General features: G+C 57.4%; 18 protein-coding genes. 5 read left to right on the plus strand and 13 right to left on the minus strand.

Annotation, left to right across the window (positions count from 1 at the left end; genetic code table 11):
• Positions 1-43 precede the first annotated feature (43 nt).
• Positions 44-1,195: a DcaP family trimeric outer membrane transporter gene (locus AC2FJB_RS02950; RefSeq protein WP_496719113.1), complete on the plus strand. Its 1,152-nt coding sequence runs from the start codon at positions 44-46 to the stop codon at positions 1,193-1,195.
• 86 nt (positions 1,196-1,281) lie between these two features.
• On the opposite strand, the gene AC2FJB_RS02955 is transcribed toward AC2FJB_RS02950, so the two are convergent.
• From AC2FJB_RS02955 to AC2FJB_RS02965, 3 genes are all read right to left on the minus strand, one after another.
• Complete coding sequence (locus tag AC2FJB_RS02955) at positions 1,282-1,635, minus strand: hypothetical protein (RefSeq protein WP_117868273.1); 354 nt, start codon at positions 1,633-1,635, stop codon at positions 1,282-1,284.
• A gap of 133 nt (positions 1,636-1,768) precedes the next feature.
• Positions 1,769-2,155, minus strand: a complete 387-nt coding sequence (locus tag AC2FJB_RS02960; RefSeq protein WP_299637905.1) for a DUF6497 family protein — start codon at positions 2,153-2,155, stop codon at positions 1,769-1,771.
• A gap of 210 nt (positions 2,156-2,365) precedes the next feature.
• The gene (locus tag AC2FJB_RS02965) at positions 2,366-3,898 is read right to left on the minus strand and encodes an acyl-CoA carboxylase subunit beta (protein ID WP_299894919.1); all 1,533 of its coding nucleotides are present in this window, start codon (positions 3,896-3,898) and stop codon (positions 2,366-2,368) included.
• A gap of 183 nt (positions 3,899-4,081) precedes the next feature.
• Here AC2FJB_RS02965 and AC2FJB_RS02970 point away from each other — a divergent pair, with 183 nt between their 5' ends.
• Together AC2FJB_RS02970 and AC2FJB_RS02975 are read left to right on the plus strand one after the other, a co-directional pair.
• Positions 4,082-5,287: a multidrug effflux MFS transporter gene (locus AC2FJB_RS02970; protein WP_299637900.1), complete on the plus strand. Its 1,206-nt coding sequence runs from the start codon at positions 4,082-4,084 to the stop codon at positions 5,285-5,287.
• A gap of 63 nt (positions 5,288-5,350) precedes the next feature.
• Entirely contained in the window at positions 5,351-6,751 is a 1,401-nt protein-coding gene (locus tag AC2FJB_RS02975) for a helix-turn-helix domain-containing protein (protein WP_299894925.1), read from the plus strand.
• A 75-nt stretch (positions 6,752-6,826) separates the two neighbouring features.
• Here the strand turns inward: AC2FJB_RS02975 and AC2FJB_RS02980 are convergent, their stop codons facing one another.
• From AC2FJB_RS02980 to AC2FJB_RS03015, 8 genes are all read right to left on the minus strand, one after another.
• On the minus strand, positions 6,827-7,066 hold the full coding sequence (locus AC2FJB_RS02980; protein ID WP_496675822.1) for an HP1242/YdcH family protein: 240 nt from the start codon (positions 7,064-7,066) through the stop codon (positions 6,827-6,829).
• A 100-nt stretch (positions 7,067-7,166) separates the two neighbouring features.
• Positions 7,167-7,436: a sunset domain-containing protein gene (locus AC2FJB_RS02985; RefSeq protein ID WP_496719115.1), complete on the minus strand. Its 270-nt coding sequence runs from the start codon at positions 7,434-7,436 to the stop codon at positions 7,167-7,169.
• Complete coding sequence (locus AC2FJB_RS02990) at positions 7,333-7,779, minus strand: thermonuclease family protein (RefSeq protein ID WP_496719116.1); 447 nt, start codon at positions 7,777-7,779, stop codon at positions 7,333-7,335. The genes AC2FJB_RS02985 and AC2FJB_RS02990 overlap by 104 nt, the downstream gene beginning before the upstream one ends.
• Before the next feature lie 88 nt (positions 7,780-7,867).
• Entirely contained in the window at positions 7,868-9,526 is a 1,659-nt protein-coding gene (betA, locus tag AC2FJB_RS02995) for a choline dehydrogenase (protein WP_496719117.1), read from the minus strand.
• A gap of 67 nt (positions 9,527-9,593) precedes the next feature.
• Positions 9,594-11,102 carry a choline-sulfatase gene (gene betC, locus AC2FJB_RS03000; protein ID WP_496719118.1) on the minus strand — a complete coding sequence of 503 codons (1,509 nt, stop codon included), beginning with the start codon at positions 11,100-11,102 and terminating at the stop codon, positions 9,594-9,596.
• Positions 11,099-11,671: a choline-binding transcriptional repressor BetI gene (betI, locus tag AC2FJB_RS03005; RefSeq protein ID WP_117868265.1), complete on the minus strand. Its 573-nt coding sequence runs from the start codon at positions 11,669-11,671 to the stop codon at positions 11,099-11,101. The genes betC and betI overlap by 4 nt, the downstream gene beginning before the upstream one ends.
• Before the next feature lie 87 nt (positions 11,672-11,758).
• Positions 11,759-12,667 carry a DMT family transporter gene (locus tag AC2FJB_RS03010; RefSeq protein WP_496719119.1) on the minus strand — a complete coding sequence of 303 codons (909 nt, stop codon included), beginning with the start codon at positions 12,665-12,667 and terminating at the stop codon, positions 11,759-11,761.
• A 40-nt stretch (positions 12,668-12,707) separates the two neighbouring features.
• The gene (locus AC2FJB_RS03015) at positions 12,708-13,307 is read right to left on the minus strand and encodes a LysE/ArgO family amino acid transporter (protein WP_496719120.1); all 600 of its coding nucleotides are present in this window, start codon (positions 13,305-13,307) and stop codon (positions 12,708-12,710) included.
• 87 nt (positions 13,308-13,394) lie between these two features.
• On the opposite strand from AC2FJB_RS03015, the gene AC2FJB_RS03020 reads away from it, so the two are divergent.
• Together AC2FJB_RS03020 and AC2FJB_RS03025 are read left to right on the plus strand one after the other, a co-directional pair.
• Positions 13,395-14,288 carry a LysR family transcriptional regulator ArgP gene (locus AC2FJB_RS03020; RefSeq protein ID WP_496719121.1) on the plus strand — a complete coding sequence of 298 codons (894 nt, stop codon included), beginning with the start codon at positions 13,395-13,397 and terminating at the stop codon, positions 14,286-14,288.
• A gap of 26 nt (positions 14,289-14,314) precedes the next feature.
• Positions 14,315-15,004 carry a nitroreductase family protein gene (locus tag AC2FJB_RS03025; RefSeq protein ID WP_496719122.1) on the plus strand — a complete coding sequence of 230 codons (690 nt, stop codon included), beginning with the start codon at positions 14,315-14,317 and terminating at the stop codon, positions 15,002-15,004.
• 11 nt (positions 15,005-15,015) lie between these two features.
• Here AC2FJB_RS03025 and AC2FJB_RS03030 read toward each other — a convergent pair whose 3' ends face one another.
• The gene (locus tag AC2FJB_RS03030) at positions 15,016-16,296 is read right to left on the minus strand and encodes an MFS transporter (RefSeq protein ID WP_496719123.1); all 1,281 of its coding nucleotides are present in this window, start codon (positions 16,294-16,296) and stop codon (positions 15,016-15,018) included.
• A 147-nt stretch (positions 16,297-16,443) separates the two neighbouring features.
• Entirely contained in the window at positions 16,444-17,184 is a 741-nt protein-coding gene (locus AC2FJB_RS03035) for a YebC/PmpR family DNA-binding transcriptional regulator (protein ID WP_117868259.1), read from the minus strand.
• Positions 17,185-17,195: the final 11 nt, after the last annotated feature.

The following is a 17,195-nucleotide window of genomic DNA, read 5'->3' on the forward strand; positions in this document are numbered from 1 at the left end:
TGAAACGGTCCTTGTGCACACTCGCACTCAAAGGAACACCCACATGACGAAGACTAGAAAAAAAGCACTCCTGCTTGCTGCCTCTGCTCTCAGTGTGACCGGCACGCTTGGTTTTGCTCAGGATGCCCAAACTCAAGCCGAGCTTGACGCCTTGCGCGCCCGGGTCGAGGCGCTGGAATCTGGCAAGAGCAGCCCCGCCAACGGAGACTTCCGCATCGGTAACACCGTTCTGGATGTTTATGGCTACGTGAAGGCCGACTTCTTCTACGACTTCGATTTCGATCAGGGGGATACGGCGTTCGTGAATGTCATCGGGGAACCCTCGGCTGCGACCGATGGCACATTTGGTGCCACCGTCCGCCAATCGCGGATCGGCCTGCGCACCACCACCCCAAGCGGCATCGGCGATATCGGCGGGCAATTGGAACTTGATCTGTTTGGTTCGGGCGGAACAGCCGAACTGCGTGTACGCCACGCCAATATCACCATCGGTGACAACTGGCTGATCGGTCAGACCTGGACCAACTTCATGCCGCTGGATACCTACCCGACCTCGGTGGAGTTCAACGGCCCTGTTGGCATTCCCTTCGCACGGGTTCCGCAGGTTCGCTATACCAACTCTTTCGGAACGAACACGTCCTTCGCAGTTTCGATCGAAGAGAATGTCAGCGGTTCGAATTCGGATGATCCGGTTTTGACCGCATCCGCCGAGTACAATGACGGGACGTATGTCGCGCGTGTGTCCGGCCTCTACGGCAAGGCGCAATCCGGCAATGTCGAAGTCGATCAAACCGGGTTCACGATATCCGGCTCTGTTCGCCCATGGCAGGGCGGCCTGTTCCAGGTCAACTATGTAAACGGCGAGGCACTCGGCCCGTACCTGATCGGCCTTGGTGATCCCATCGTGAATGGCCTGGCCAACGACGTGGATGGCTACACCATCGAATTCCGGCAGGATCTGAGCCCGAAATGGAATGTTGGCATTGCATACGGAAAAGAAGACTATGACCTGCCGACTTCGACCGGAACCCTGTCGTTTACCGAGCTGGAAACAATCCACGTCAACGCATTTTACAAGGCAACTGAGGATCTGACACTCAGCGCCGAGTACATCTATGGCGAACGGAACGACGCGCCGACCGGCAGAACCTTTGACGGAAGCCGCGTTCAGCTCGCCGCTCAGTTGAACTTCTGATTCCGCGCACGGATCCTGCCCGGCTTCGGGCAGGGTCATCCCGAAACCGGTCTTAAAGGGCTGATATGCGGCGGTTTGAATCACAATCAGCCTGTCCCGTCGATTATGTCCGGAAAAGACGCACGTGCAGCGTTCACATCGATCACCAGCATTGCGTCATAACTTGCGGGATCAAATGGGTCTTCCGCCGGAATGACTTCGCGCCCGAACAACCAGCTGAGACGCCCCGCATCCAGATTGCCCCGCTCGAACGGCTGATCGCCGAAATGGGCCCACAAAGCTTCCATGAACGCGATATCTGCGCGCTTGTCCGCTGGTTTCCGGTCCCGGAACCGTTCCCGCCGTGTCAGCGGTGTAACGCCTTTGGGATTGGCGCGCCGAATTGTGAACTGATAATCGGTGCCCGAAAGGCGACCGGGGAACCCGCGATGTTTTAGCATGGCGACACTCCACAGCTGTTTGTCGCAGACAATAATAGTTCGAACCCGAACTGGGATGGGATCATGTTGCGCACCTCCAAAGCCGCACCGTTGGTCTGAGATGCTTTGGAGTCATGACAGCGTAAGTACATGGTCAAAGCCCCTCCCAGATACACCGGGACTGCTCCAGCCGGTAGGCTTCAAAATACTGTGTCGCGTCCGGAGCGGTGTCACCAAATTCCACCGGGCGATCAGACAGGGAAATAACAACTCTAGATGGCTGCAATTCGTGCTGAGCCACATAGGGAACGGCAAGAATTTGGCACAGATGCTCCATGTCCTTCGACGCTACATCATAGCCAATCCGCCCCACAGATGCTCCGATTTTCGGGGCGACAAATCGAAAGCGCACCCAAAGCTCACCCGGGTTGTTGTCCAGCAGGACATCGCTTAGCTGAACCGGCTGACCGGACGGCACCGGCAATAAACTATCTGTCTGGGCAAAAACGGAAGTGCCGAGCGCGCACAACACCAGACACATGGCACGATCCCGGACCCGCCGAAGGCAGGCTCCTCCTTCCGGGATCGCGCGCGCAGTGCTTTTGGCCTGCGCGGTTCTATGTCTGACGGGTCGGATCATTCAACCATTTGTCGCTTTTTGTCAATTCCGCCGCATATTTGAGCATTTTTTGCCTGGAATTGGGTTGCCAGGGCCAAACAAACCGGGACGAACAACACCGCCCCGAATGGTTCAAAGCGGAATATTGTCGTGTTTTTTCCAAGGGTTCTTAAGCTGTTTGCCGCGCAAACTGGCAAAGGCGCGGGACACACGCCGGCGGGTCGAGTGCGGCATGATCACCTCGTCGACAAACCCGCGCTCGGCGGCGACAAATGGGTTCGCAAACCTATCTTCGTAATCTGCGACATGCTGTGCGGTCTTTTCTGCATCATGCAGATCCGCCCGGTGGATGATCTCGGTTGCACCCCTGGCACCCATCACCGCGATTTCGGCGGTCGGCCAGGCATAGTTGAAATCACCACGCAGGTGTTTGGATGCCATAACCACATAGGCACCGCCATAGGCCTTGCGCGTGATCACGGTGACCTTTGGCACAGTCGCCTCACCATATGCATAAAGCAGCTTTGCTCCGTGCTTGATCACACCGCTGTATTCCTGCTGCGTACCTGGCAGGAAGCCCGGAACATCGACAAGAGTCAGGATCGGGATTTCAAAGCAGTCGCAGAACCGTACGAACCGCGCCGCCTTGCGCGAACTGTCGATATCCAGACATCCCGCCAGTACCATCGGTTGGTTGGCCACGACGCCGACGGTCTGACCTTCCAGCCGGACAAAGCCGGTGATGATATTCTTGGCGAAATCTTCCTGGATTTCGTAAAAATCACCTTCATCCGCTATTTTGGTGATGAGTTCCTTCATGTCGTAGGGCGTATTGGGATTATCCGGAACCAAGGTGTCCAGCGAAGCCTCGATCCGGTGAGGGTCATCAAAGAACGGGCGGACCGGGGGTTTCTCGCGGTTATTGAGCGGCAGGAAATCAACCAATCGACGCACTTCGGCCAGCGCCTCGACATCGTTTTCGAACGCGGCATCGGCGACCGAGGATTTCCTGGTGTGGGTAGAGGCACCGCCCAGTTCCTCGGCTGTGACGACTTCGTTGGTCACGGTTTTGACCACATCTGGGCCCGTCACGAACATGTAAGAGGTGTCTTTGACCATAAAAATGAAGTCGGTCATCGCCGGGCTGTAGACCGCACCTCCTGCGCATGGGCCCATGATCACACTGATCTGTGGTACTACGCCGGACGCAGTGATGTTGCGCTGAAACACTTCGGCATAACCCGCCAGAGATGCCACACCTTCCTGGATTCGCGCACCGCCCGAGTCGTTGATTCCGACAATCGGAGCACCGTTTTGGACCGCCATATCCATAATCTTGCAGATCTTCTGGGCGTGCGTCTCGGACAGCGACCCACCAAAGACTGTAAAGTCCTGGCTGAACACATAGACCATACGCCCGTTGATGGTGCCCCAGCCCGTGACAACGCCATCACCGGCAGGCTTTTGATTTTCCATTCCGAATTCAGTGCATCGATGGCTGACGAACATGTCGAATTCTTCAAAGCTGCCCTCATCCAGCAGCAACTCGATCCGCTCTCGCGCTGTCAGTTTTCCGCGCGCATGCTGGGCATCGATCCGCCTCTGCCCACCACCCAATCGTGCGTCGTTGCGGCGGTTTTCCAACTCGGAAAGGATGTCTTTCATGGCGATTATCCCTTGTAAAATTTGCCGGGACCCTACCCTTTCGGCCTTCTTATCCAAAGCCCTTTTCGGCAAATTTGCAAACTTTCAGCAACAACAATCTGGATAACTGTAAACTTGCTAAGTTTTGCGATGGATTTGATGGATGGCTGGCAATCCAAAATTCCGTGACTATACATGTGAACTATGCAGTTCAGCTCTCGCGCGGTTCACCGCACACCACCCACATTGGCGACACTTGTATTGCTCGCGGGCTTGTCCGCGCTAAGCATGAACCTGTTCCTGCCCAGCCTGCCGAATATGGCAGTGTATTTTGGCACCGATTACAAGGTCATGCAGCTGTCGATCGCGCTGTATCTTCTGGTCAATGCAGTTCTTCAAATCCTGATCGGACCGCTTGCAGACAAGGCTGGTCGCAGGCCAGTTCTGCTGTGGGGGATTGGTTTGTTCCTGCTGGCTACTCTGGGATGCATCTATGCCCCCAACGCTGAAATCTTTCTGGCCTTCAGAATGTGCCAGGCGGTCGTCGTTGTAGGCATGGTTCTCAGCCGTGCCGCTGTCCGGGACATGTACGATCAGGATCAGGCCGCATCCATGATCGGTTACGTAACAATGGGAATGGCCGTGGTTCCGATGATCGGCCCGGCGATCGGCGGACTTCTGGAGGAAAGCTTTGGCTGGAAAGCAAACTTCTGGCTGCCTTTTGCCATCGGGGCTTTGACGCTTGCCTTGACGTTCGCGGATTTCGGAGAAACATCAGCCAAAAGCGGCAAGACCCTGGTTCAGCAATTCAAGGAATACCCCGAGCTTCTGACATCGCCACGTTTTTGGGGCTATTCGTTGTCCTGCGCCTTTTCGTCAGGCACCTTCTTTGCCTATCTCGGCGGCGCACCCTTTATCGGAACCGAATTGTTTGGACTAAGCGCGGCGCAGGTAGGCATTTATTTCGGCGCTCCCGCAGTCGGCTACTTTGTTGGCAACTTTCTTAGCGGTCGTTTTTCCATGCAGATTGGCATCAACCGAATGGTGCTGTGGGGCAGCTTGCTTAACGCGTTGGGTGTTGCGCTTTCAGCATCTTTGTTTCTCACAGGTCAGGGCACCGCACTCAGCTTTTTCAGCTTGATGACCTTTGTAGGCGTCGGAAACGGAATGGCCATCCCCAATGCAACTTCCGGCGCACTGTCGGTTCGTCCGCATCTGGCGGCAACCGCCTCGGGGTTGAGCGGAGCGATCATGCTGGGTGGCGGCGCCGGGCTAAGTGCATTGGCAGGCACCCTGCTGACCCGGGAAACCGGCGCCATGCCCTTGCTCTGGCTGATGCTCACATCCGCAGTTCTGGCGATTTTCGCAATTGGTTCCGTCATTCGGCGAGAGCGTCAATTGGGGCTGTAACGACTTGCCCCGAAAACTTTGCAAAGTTAGTCTTCCAAAATAGGAAACTTGCAAAGGCACCTCATGGCCACCCAAAAGCTCTATGCCGGCGCGAAACTGCGTGAAATGCGCACGCGACTGGCCCTGACACAACGCGAATTCGCGGCGAAACTGGGTGTTTCACTCCCCTATCTGAACCAGATGGAAAACAACAACAGGCCGATCTCGACGACGGTTGTGTTGGCTCTGGCGCAAGAGTTTGGCATGGATGTCACCGAGCTCAGCACCGGTGACAGCGAGCGGTTGGTGTCGGATATGCGCGAAGCTCTGGCCGACCCGGTTTTTGCGGATATTCTACCGCCACTCGCCGATTTACGCCTGACGGCATCAAACGCCCCGGCATTGGCCCGCGCATTTATCGAGCTGCACAAAACCTACCGGCAGACACATGAGCGTCTCGCCTCTCTGGACGAAGCCTTGGGACGGGAAGACGCCCGTATGCAGGCCAGCCCCTGGGAGGAGGTACGGGACTTCTTTCACTATTGCGACAACTATATCGACGCCGTGGACAGGGCGGCAGAACTGTTCGCCAACCGCGCTGAAGGGCCGGGCAATATCCGGCAAGCTGCTTTGAACAGCCTGACGGAGCGCGGCATTCAAGTAATGTTCTCTGACATCGCCCCCTTGCGCACATATGACGCCGAAAGCAAGGTCCTTCGCCTTTCGTCCCGCTCGGCTCCGCAAACGCAAGTGTTTCAGCTGCTGTTGCAAGTCGCACTGATCAGTCAGGACAAACTGCTGGAAGCGACTCTGGATTTTGCCAAGTTCCAAAGCGAAGAGGCGCGGTCCATCGCAAAGATCGGCCTTGCCAATTATTTCGCGGGCGCTTCTTTGATGCCCTATTCCGCGTTTCTGACGGCCGCTCAGGAAGAGCGCCACGATCTGGAGCTGCTCAGCAACCGGTTCGGCGCCTCGATCGAGCAGGTTGCACACCGACTGTCGACGCTGCAACGCCCCGGCGCAAAAGGTATCCCGTTCTTTTTCGTTCGCGTGGATCAGGCCGGGACGATCACTAAACGGCACTCGGCCACGCGCCTTCAATTTGCGCGGTTCGGTGGCGCTTGTCCCCTTTGGAACGTGCATCGGGCCTTTGAAACGCCGGGCCATTTCCTCAGGCAACTGGCAGAAACACCGGATGGTGTGCGTTACATCTCGCTGGCACGGGATGTGTCGAAATCAGGAGGCTCATTCGGCGCGCCGGTGAGACGGTACGCAATTGCGCTGGGGTGCGAGGTACGCCATGCCCCGGCGCTCGTGTATGCCGACAACCTCGACATAAACAACGCCAGCGCCTACGAGCCCATCGGCATTTCCTGCCGCATCTGCGAGCGACAAAACTGCCACCAGCGTTCGGTCCCGCCGCTGGAACGCCGCCTCAGCATCGACACCCATACGCGCGGTACCCTGCCCTACGAAGTCACCTGATCTTCACATGGCCAGAAGTGTGCCGGGGGAGCCCGACCCAGACCGGGACAGGGACAGTGCCCCCGGCACTGTTTTTTAAGCTTTGGACAAAATCGCCCAGATTTCATCTTTCAGAGCTGCCCGCTTCTTGCGCAAATCAACTTCGGCCAGTTCTTCCATTGGTTCGACATTGGTTTCGGCCCGATGCACAATGCGATTGACCTCGTGATACTCATCAGCCAGACGGGCAAAATGCGCGTCCGTTTGCTTGAGCTGGCTCATCAGTTCAACCTTGTCCGGAAACTCTTCGGCCAGTTCATGCGGGGTGTGGGACATGTCTGTTCGCTCCTTCATATGTCGTTGCATATCAGTGGTAGAAGCGTGACGCGTCGCCTTCTTTGACGCGGATCAATTTCATACAGGATTCTTGCAGAATTCAGCGTCGCGCAGCACGCCACCCCGCGGCGCGTGCTTCGGCAGCAGAGCAGAACCATCGCTCGCCCTTGGCTGCACTGATCCGGGTCTTGGCATAGTACCTCTGGCCCGGTGCGTGAAAGATCTTTTCGCCCTTTGACGAAACATTTCCCTTGATAAGGCATGTTTCAGAGGATTTCGGCTTCTTGCGTGCCCTGTGCACCCAAGGCACCCGCATCTGTGTCTTGTGCAATCCCCTTTCCAATCCTCGCGACCCGCTCGGCGCCTGCATACGCGTCCGAATATTTGCGGTACGCAAAGGCCAATCCCTGCTCTGCAATCTGGGCAGCGGCGTCTTCGTGTTCAACGCTGCACCGAGCAACGATGCGCCCGTAGCGATCTCGATCCAGCGGGACACATGTGGTCATCCGTCCCTGAAATTGTTCCTGAACCATATGAGTGACCCACGCCCCGCATGGCCAGCTTGATCCGTTGGAATCCTGACAGGTCTGATCCAGCTCGGGCGCATCAATGCCGTGCAGCCGAACCCGGGCGCCGCCGACATCCCAGGTATCCGCATCAATGACATCAACCCGGCCTGTCAGTCGTTCTGCCGCGTGGGTCAGACCTGGCATGAGAAGAACAAAAGCTAAACAAATCCTTAACATGCCCCCGATATGCGCGGTATTCCGTGCGCATTCAACCGGGGGCCGTATGGAAAGGTTAACGTTGCGCCGTTGCCCAGCCGGGGTGGATCCACGGGCGGTCGTTGGCTTTGGGCAACGGATCTTTGCCCAAAAGCGAATCCGACACCTTTTCGCCCACCATGATCGACGGCGCATTCAGGTTGCCGTTGGTGATCTGCGGAAAGATTGAACTGTCCGCGACGCGCAGCCCATCCACACCGATGACACGGCCTTCGGGATCGACCACCGCGTTCTTGTCATCCGCGCGCCCCATTCGGCAGGTGCCACAGGGGTGATAGGCGCTTTCCGCATGTTCCGCGATAAACGCATTCAGTTCTTCATCCGTTTGGACAGCGGCACCAGGCTGGATTTCTTTGCCCGCGTAGGGTTTGAAGGCGTCTTGCCCAAAGATTTCGCGTGTCAACCGGATGCAAGTGCGGAAGTCCTCCCAATCTTCTTCATGGCTCATGTAGTTGAACTTGATCACCGGCGCGTCTGCTGCTTGGGCCGAGCGCAATGTGACCACCCCGCGTGACGGGGACCGCATCGGACCAACATGCGCTTGGAACCCGTGCCCCTCGGCCGCGGCCTGTCCGTCATAGCGAACCGCAATCGGCAGGAAGTGGTATTGAATGTCAGGGTATTCCACGCCCGGTTTCGACCGGATGAAGGCCGCACTTTCGAATTGGTTCGATGCGCCCAATCCCGTTTTGGTAAACAGCCATTGCGCCCCGATCAGACCTTTACTGAACAGGTTCCAATGCTTGTAGAGCGTGATAGGTTGCAGCGACGCCTGTTGAATATACAGTTCCAGATGGTCCTGCAGGTTGGCCCCAACCCCCGGACGATCCGCAACGACGTCGATCCCATGCTCGGCCAGATGCGCTGCTGGGCCGATACCGGACAACATCAGCAGCTTGGGCGAGTTGATAGACGATGCCGCCAGAACGACTTCGCGCCGGGCCTTGATGACTTCTTTCTTGCCGCCGCGGATCAGTTCGACCCCAATGGCGCGACCGTCTTCTATGACAACACGAGACGCAAGACCACGCACAATATCGCAATTGTCGCGCTTGAGCGCAGGTTTCAGATAGGCATTCGCCGCAGACCAGCGCCGTCCTTTCCAGACGGTCTGCTCCATCGGGCCAAAGCCTTCCTGCTTTTCTCCGTTATAGTCGTCTGTGACCTCGTAACCGGCCTGCTGACCTGCATCCACAAAAGCCTGAAACAAAGGATTCGCGCGCGGGCCACGCGACACGTGCAGCGGACCGTCAGCGCCACGCCACGCCGGATCGCCCCCATGGCCACCGTCGTGCCAGGTCTCCATCCGTTTGTAATAAGGCAGAACATCCGCATAAGACCACCCGTCAGCCCCCATCTCGGCCCAGGTATCGAAATCGCGCGCGTTACCGCGAACATAGACCATGCCATTGATCGAGGAAGACCCGCCAATCACCTTGCCGCGCGGACAGGCCAGGCGGCGATTGTTCAGGTGTGGCTCGGGCTCGGATTGATAACCCCAGTCATAGCGCGACATGTTCATCGGATAGCTCAGTGCAGCCGGCATCTGAATGAACGGCCCCATATCGGTGCCGCCGTGTTCGATCACCAGAACCGAGGCCCCGGCCTCGCTCAGACGATATGCCATTGCGCAGCCTGCGGACCCTGCGCCGACGATGACAAAATCTGCTTCCATTTCCACAACTCCTGACCCGCCGAGACGTGATGTGTTCGACGGGAATATTTTCAAATATATGAATAGGTTATTCGCCGCGCGGGAACCGGGCGCTTTCCTCTACAGTGTTGAGATCCATGTGATTGCGCATGTAGCGTTCCGACGCCTTTTGCAGCGGTTGATAATCCCACGGATAGTATCCGCCCTGCCTCAGCGCTTCGTACACAACCCAGCGCCGCGCCTGGCTGGCGCGGACATCGGCGTCGAAGTGATCCAGATCCCAACGGGCCTCGGATTTGGCACGCAGAGTTTGCAGCGTGCCTGCGTGTTCGGGACTGCCTGCCAGATTGTTCAGCTCGTGCGGGTCGGCTTCAAGATCAAACAACTGATCAGGGTCCAATGCACAGCGGTTGTACTTCCACTTGCCATATCGCATCGAGACCAGCGGCGCGTAGGATGCCTCGGCCGCGTATTCCATGGCGACTGGCGCGGTTCGTTCCTCGCCTTGCGCCAGAGGCACCAGGTTTTCACCATCTGTCCAAGGCGCGATTTCGGCCATGTCGACGCCTGCCAGAGCCCCAAGGGTTGGTGTCACGTCGATTGTTGAAACCGGTGTATCGATCCGCCCGGCAGGCAGATCAGGCGATGCGATCATCAGCGGCACCCGCGCCGAACCCTCGTAGAAGTTCATTTTGAACCACAAGCCCCGTTCGCCCAGCATATCTCCGTGATCCGAAACGAACAGGATGATCGCCTCTTGCCGGGTCGTTTCCAGCACTTCGAGGATTTCCCCGATCTTGTCGTCCAGATAAGTGATATTGGCGAAATAGGCGCGGCGGGACTTGCGGATATCATCTTCGGTGATGTCGAAACTGCGCCAGTCATTGGCATCAAAAATCCGCTGAGCGTGCGGGTCCTGATTGTCATAGCCGATGTCAGAAACCTTGGGCAGAAGATGCTCGCAATCCTCATACAGATCCCAATACTTGCGACGGGCTACGTATGGGTCATGCGGATGGGTGAAGCTGACGGTCACGCACCATGGGCGGTCATCCTTGCCGCGTGCCAGATCATAAAGCTTGGCTTTGGCATTGTAGGCGACCTCGTCGTCATATTCCATCTGGTTGGAAATCTCGGCAATGCCCGCACCGGTGACGGACCCCATGTTGTGATACCACCAGTCGATCCGTTCCCCCGGCTTGCGGTAGTCCGGGGTCCACCCAAAATCGGCCGGGTAAATGTCTGTGGTCAGGCGATCCTCGAACCCGTGCATCTGGTCAGGGCCTACGAAATGCATCTTTCCGGACAAACAGGTGTAATACCCGGCCCGACGCAGGTGATGTGCGTATGTGGGGATATCGCTGCGAAACTCGGCTGCGTTGTCATAGACGCCGGTGCGCGACGGCAATTGACCGGACATGAAGCTGGCCCGCCCTGGCGCGCATAAGGGCGACGCCGTGTACGCATTGGCAAACCGGGTTGACCGTTCTGCCAGTCTCGTCAGGTTCGGAGCGTGAAGCCAGTCAGCGGGACCGTCTGGAAAGAGAGTCCCGTTGAGCTGATCCACCATCAGGATCAGAATGTTCGGTTTTGTCATTTTTCAGCCTCGAGCAGAGTGTTGAGCACACGCATCGCGTGGTTCACGGCCAGTTGCGGTTCTTCAGGGGCGCTGAGTGCGGCGCGGATGTACAGACCGTCAATCAGGGCAACCATGTTCTCGGCCGCCTCCTGAGGGTCGGCCAACTTGTGCCGCAGGGCGTCGGTCAGGTTGGATTTGATGCGAGCCTGATAGATCTGCCACAGGCGCAGGGCGTCATCATTGGTCTGAGCCAGCACGTAGAAGGTCATCCAGGCCGCAATCACATCGGGTGTGAAACAAGAGGGCGCAAAACACGCCCTGACAATTGCCTGTGCCCTGTCGTCCGGCGCGGCTGCTTTCAGTTCGCCCCGCGCCTCTTTGCCGAAGTCCGACAGGATCTGCCGCATTGCAGCCAGAAAGATCTGATCCTTGCCGCCGAAGTAGTGGTGCGCCAGAGCGCTGGACATGCCCGCACGCTTGGCAATCTGACTGACTGTTACATCAAGGGATTTCTTCACGCCCAATTCAGCGATTGTCGCACGAACAATCGCATCCCGGCGGATTGGCTCCATTCCGACTTTTGGCATCGTTCTCCCCTTGAGCAGGCGTCACAGGACCACGCTAGGGGGTTTTTATTGACTCGTCAATTAATGAAAAATCGGGGAGCAGTGTCGTTACAGCTTCGGCGCAATACTCGGAGGCGTCAAGTCCCTGCGGTTCAGCACGAATTCGCGCCATGAGATAAAGCTTACGGCGGCAAGGATCAGTGTGCCGCCCGCGACAACCCACACGTCAACGCTTTCATGGAACACTGCAGCGCCCAAGATCGTGGCCCATATCAGCTGAAGAAACGTTACTGGCTGTGTAACGGCCACCGGTGCCGCCTGAAGCGCCAAGGTCATGAAATAGTGCCCAGCTGTCGCAAAGCTGGCCACCAGAAAAAGAACCCCGAGATCCCGCAGGCTTGGCTGCGTCCAAACGGCAATCGCAAAAGGTATCAGGGCAACGGTCACCCAGATCGACAGATGCGCCACGACGACGGATGGCGGTACATCACGCACCAGAATCTTGGCCAACAAATACGACCCCCCCAGCGTCAGGGCCGTTCCCAGCATGGCCAGATGACCCGGTGACACTTCGCGAAACCCTGGTCGCAGAATGATCAGGACGCCACCCAGAGCGACCAGAATCGCCGCAATCCGGCGAAAGGCCAGCTTTTCGCCCAGAAACAGGGCTGCCCCCAAGGTGACGTAAACCGGCGTCATGTAATTCATAGCTGTGACCTCGGCCAATGGTATCTGTGTCATGGCAAAGAACCAGAGCATGACCGCAACCGCATGCACGACCCCTCGCAGACCGAACAGCGTCAACAGGCGGGGTGTCAGATGTGTTTCCATGATCGACCGCATGGCTGGCAAAAGAAACACCAAACCCAGCACATACCGCAGGAAGGCGGCCTGGATGGAATCCATCGATGTTCCCAGCGACTTCACCAGCGCGGTCATCACAACAAAGGACAAGCCGGCGGTAAACATCCAGAACATTCCGGCAAGCGGGCGAGACGATACGGCGAGTGTTGACATGGTTTAGGTTGAACACCGAAATCCAACCGGGAACAACCCTTCACATGATAACAAGTTTCAGTGCGATACCCAACATGACCACGCCGATCCCGGCGTCCAGAACCTGCCACGCCCGGGGACGCGCAAAAACCGGGGACAGAATACCCGCGCCGTAACCAAGCGAAAAGAAGAACACGAAGCTGGATGTCATCGCGCCAAGGGCGAAACCCAGCCGGTCGTCATATTGGGCCGAGATCGAGCCGATGAGCACGACCGTATCCAGATACACATGCGGATTCAGCCAGGTGAACGCGAATATCGTCAGCAGCGCAGCCTTGAGGCTGGTTCGCTCACCATTGCCGATTTCCATCACCGAACCACCCAGCCAGGACGACCGGAGGCTGCGCGCGCCGTACCAAATCAGAAATGCCGCCCCTCCGTATCGCATCACAGCCTCAAACCAGGGTGCAGCCTGTGCCAGAGTGCCAAAACCTGCCACGCCCGTTCCGATCAGAATGGCATCAGACACTGCACAAGTCAGGCACAGAATAAAAACGTGCTCGCGCCGCAAGCCCTGCCTCAGAATAAAGGCGTTCTGCGCCCCGATGGCGAGGATCAGGCTGAAACCCAGCGCAAAACCGGCGATCACGGATGTAGGCATGGTATCTCCTGCGTTGCCATTGCGTTGACTAATGGCCGCGATACGATCTATCAAATTAAAGATGTTTCCCTTGGTTAAGCTCTGCTAATGTTGCTGGACCCTCACCAATTGGCCGCTTTGTCAGCCATTCTGCGCCATGGCAGTTTTGATGCAGCGGCGGCGGAACTGGCCGTGACCCCGTCAGCGATATCCCAGCGGATAAAGGCGCTAGAGGATCGGGTGGGTGCCTCGCTCATACATCGGGGAACCCCTTGCACCGGAACGCCGGCAGGTCAGCGCATCGCGCGATACGCCGAAGATGTCGGGCTGCTGGAGGCACAACTGGCCCGTGAATTGGCGCTGGTACAAGAACCCGGGTCCGCGCGGGTTCGCATTGCGGTTCCCGCCGACATTCTGGCGACCTGGTTCATTGACGCGATGGCGCGTGTTCCCGACATGCTGTTCGACCTTGTGATCGACGATCAGGACCATTCGGCAGACTGGCTGAGGCGAGGCGAGGTCAGCGCCGCCGTCACCGTCGGCGGACAAACCATAAGCGGTTGTGACGCGATTGAACTGGGCGTGTTGAGGTATCTGCCAACCGCCAGCCCGGACTTTATCAATGCGTGGTTCAAGGACGGCGTGACCGAGAAGACGCTCAGCAAAGCACCTTGCCTTGTCTTCAACAGGAAAGACGGTCTGCAAAAAGCGTGGATCGCACATCGCACCGGCAGTCGTCTTTCACCGCCTTCGCACTTCCTGCCATCTTCTCAAGGGTTCGTTGATGCCGCGATCGCTGGGGTTGGCTGGGGCATGAACCCGGCAGCCCTTGTGCAAAACGCCATGGAGCGTGGACAGTTGCGCCCTATCGTTCCCAATGCGCCACTGGACGTCGCCCTTAGCTGGCAGGTCGGACGGGTTCTTGCGCCAGGGCTCAAACCCCTTACACAAGCGGTCCAGCATGCTGCGCATCGGGTTTTGCTCCCGTCGCAAGGCAAATAGTCAGACTCATTCGATCGGAGGAACCAATGCTCTCACGCGACGCCCTCAGTTATGACCCCATTCCCCTGCCCGACCGATGCGAGATCAGTGATGCAGACATGTTGGGCGCGGCCGTGGCTTTTTTTGAAAAGATGCGCCGGCGACATACCGTTCGGGATTTCTCTACGCGCCCGGTGGCTGGCGATGTGATCGAAACCTGCCTGCGCACCGCAGGAACAGCGCCGTCAGGTGCAAACCATCAACCCTGGCACTTTGCTGCCATCTCGGACCCAAAGCTGAAACTGCGCATCCGCGAGGAAGCCGAAGAAGAAGAGCGCCGGTTCTATGCGGGAGGGGCGGGCGATGAATGGATCAAGGCGTTGGAACCCATCGGGACCAACGCGGTCAAAGAGCACCTGACCACCGCCCCGTGGCTGATCGTGGTCTTTGCCCAACGCTGGGGGCAATTCGAAGACGGTACGCGGTACAAGAATTACTACGTGCCCGAGAGTGTGAACATTGCCACCGGCTTTCTGTTGGCCGCGCTACATCACGCCGGCCTCAGCACCCTGACCCATACCCCGAACCCGATGCGCTTTCTGAACGACGCACTGGACCGGCCCGCATCAGAGAAACCAACCATGATCATCGCAGTTGGTCATCCCTCGGAAACCGCGACCGTACCTTCTGTGGCAAAGCTAAAGAAGCCTTTGGAAGAGATTTCCTCGTTCTTCTGAATGTACCTGCATTAGCTCTGTGGCCGGGGAGAATCTTCCCGGTCGGGCGACATCGTTAGGTAGCACGTCACGCAAGCCATCAGACTGGCCGCGACTATGAACGCGACCGCCAAGGCAACCTCATGCATATGGGCGACTGCGGCCAGCGCTGCCGAAAGCAGCACCGCCAACAATCGAGTAAACGATTTGATAGCTGCGGATCCCTGAACGCGTTGCTCTTTGGGCGCGACGTCCAGGAAATAGAGCTTGCGCACGCTGCTGATCCCGGTCACCGCGACGGTGACAACAAACAGCGCTATCGCATGCAGGTGTACATCGTGATCGATACCCATGTAGTGGAATGCCAGCAGAACACCTCCGGTAACGGCGACCATGAGTGTCCCGACCACCATGACGGCACGATGAGATTTCATGTTCACGACCTGCCACAACGGCCCCGAGACAAGATAGCCCGAAGCAGATGAAACAATCATCGCGGTCAGACCCCTGGCCGAGCCATGATGCGCCTCTGCCGCTATCAGCGCGAAGAACGGGACGGATAGCGACACAGCCACCAAAGGTATACGCATTACCATGTAACGCCGAAACCAGGTGTATTCGAACATGCCAAGGATACCCCGGGCATTGGCCGTGAACGACAGCTTGGGTTTGGTTCCAGTCTTTTTTACCGGTTCCGCAGAGCGGGTATTCTCTGTCATTGCCAGCATCAAAACTCCTGAAAGCATGAAAAACGCAACCGATACGCCGATCATGGTTGAATGGCGTGAAAAAGGTGGGTTTTCCTTGGTGATCTGATGCACCAGCAGGGCTAGACCGATGGCACAAAGGCCCCCGCCCCCAAGTTGCAGGTAACGCATGACCATGCGCGAACGCGAATGGACATGATCGCCCAACAGATCGGTGAGCATCAGGTTCTGAACTTCATCCACCAGACCGATCACGAAAAAGACCGCCACGAAAACCACTGCGATTAACGGAACGTTCCCGGTCGCGGCAGCCACCATCGCCAGAACAAGACAGGCACCGATAACGGCTTCGGTCAGAGCAATGGCGCGCTTCTTTTGCGATTTCGCCGCTATGGGTTGCGCCAGGAAAAAGTCGGAAATCATGCTGCCAATCATCCGCACCGAAACCAGCGCGCCCGCCACGAACATCGGCAATTCGAATGACACGGCCAGAAATGGCAAAACCACCGATGGGCTGCCCAGAGTCCACGCAACCTGAGACACGATACTCTGCCCAGCAAGAACCGGCACGTTTCGCTTGGTCTTATCAGCAGTCACATCCGTCATGGATCTTTCGGTGGCATCGTCCCAGAACTTCCAAGTTGTACCAGCCTAAGCGTTTCGAAGGGTTCAGCCAACACCTCTTCGAAACTGTCCGAAAACGAAAAAACCCGGCCTGTTGAGCCGGGTCTCACAATCAGGTTCCGTAACAGCTCAGAGCTGCGCCATCACCTCATCAGTGGCTTCGAAGTTGGTCGTGACACGCTGTACGTCGTCATCGTCTTCCAGCGCATCCACCAGTTTCATCAGCTTTTGCATGTCTTCCAGACCCAGCTCGGTCGTGGTGGTCGGTTTCCAGACCAACTTGGTGGATTCCGATTCACCCAGCACAGCCTCCAACGCGTTCGAAACTTCGTTCAGATCCGTATCTGCACACCAGATGACGTGACCATCCTCTGAACTTTCGACATCTTCCGCGCCGGCCTCGATTGCGGCTTCGAAAATGGTGTCTGCGTCACCCGCAGTAGCCGGATAGAAAACTTCGCCCTTGCGTTCGAACATGAACCCGACCGAGCCCGTCTCACCCAGATTGCCGCCGTTCTTGGAAAAGGTCGAACGCACAGTCGAGGCGGTGCGATTGCGGTTGTCTGTCATGGTTTCAACGATCACGGCCACGCCGTTGGGGCCGTAGCCCTCATAGCGGATTTCTTCATAATCGTCGCCTTCGCCTGCAACGGATTTCTTGATCGCGCGGTCAATCACGTCCTTGGGGACCGAGTTCGACTTGGCCTCTTTCACCGCCAGACGCAGGCGCGGGTTCTTTTCCGGATCCGGGTCGCCCATCTTGGCGGCAACGGTGATTTCTTTCGACAGTTTGGAAAACAGTTTGGACCGCGCGGCGTCCTGACGCCCCTTGCGGTGCTGGATGTTGGCCCATTTGGAGTGGCCTGCCATAATGCGTCCTC

The organism is Ruegeria sp. CDSC085 (genome assembly GCF_059610465.1).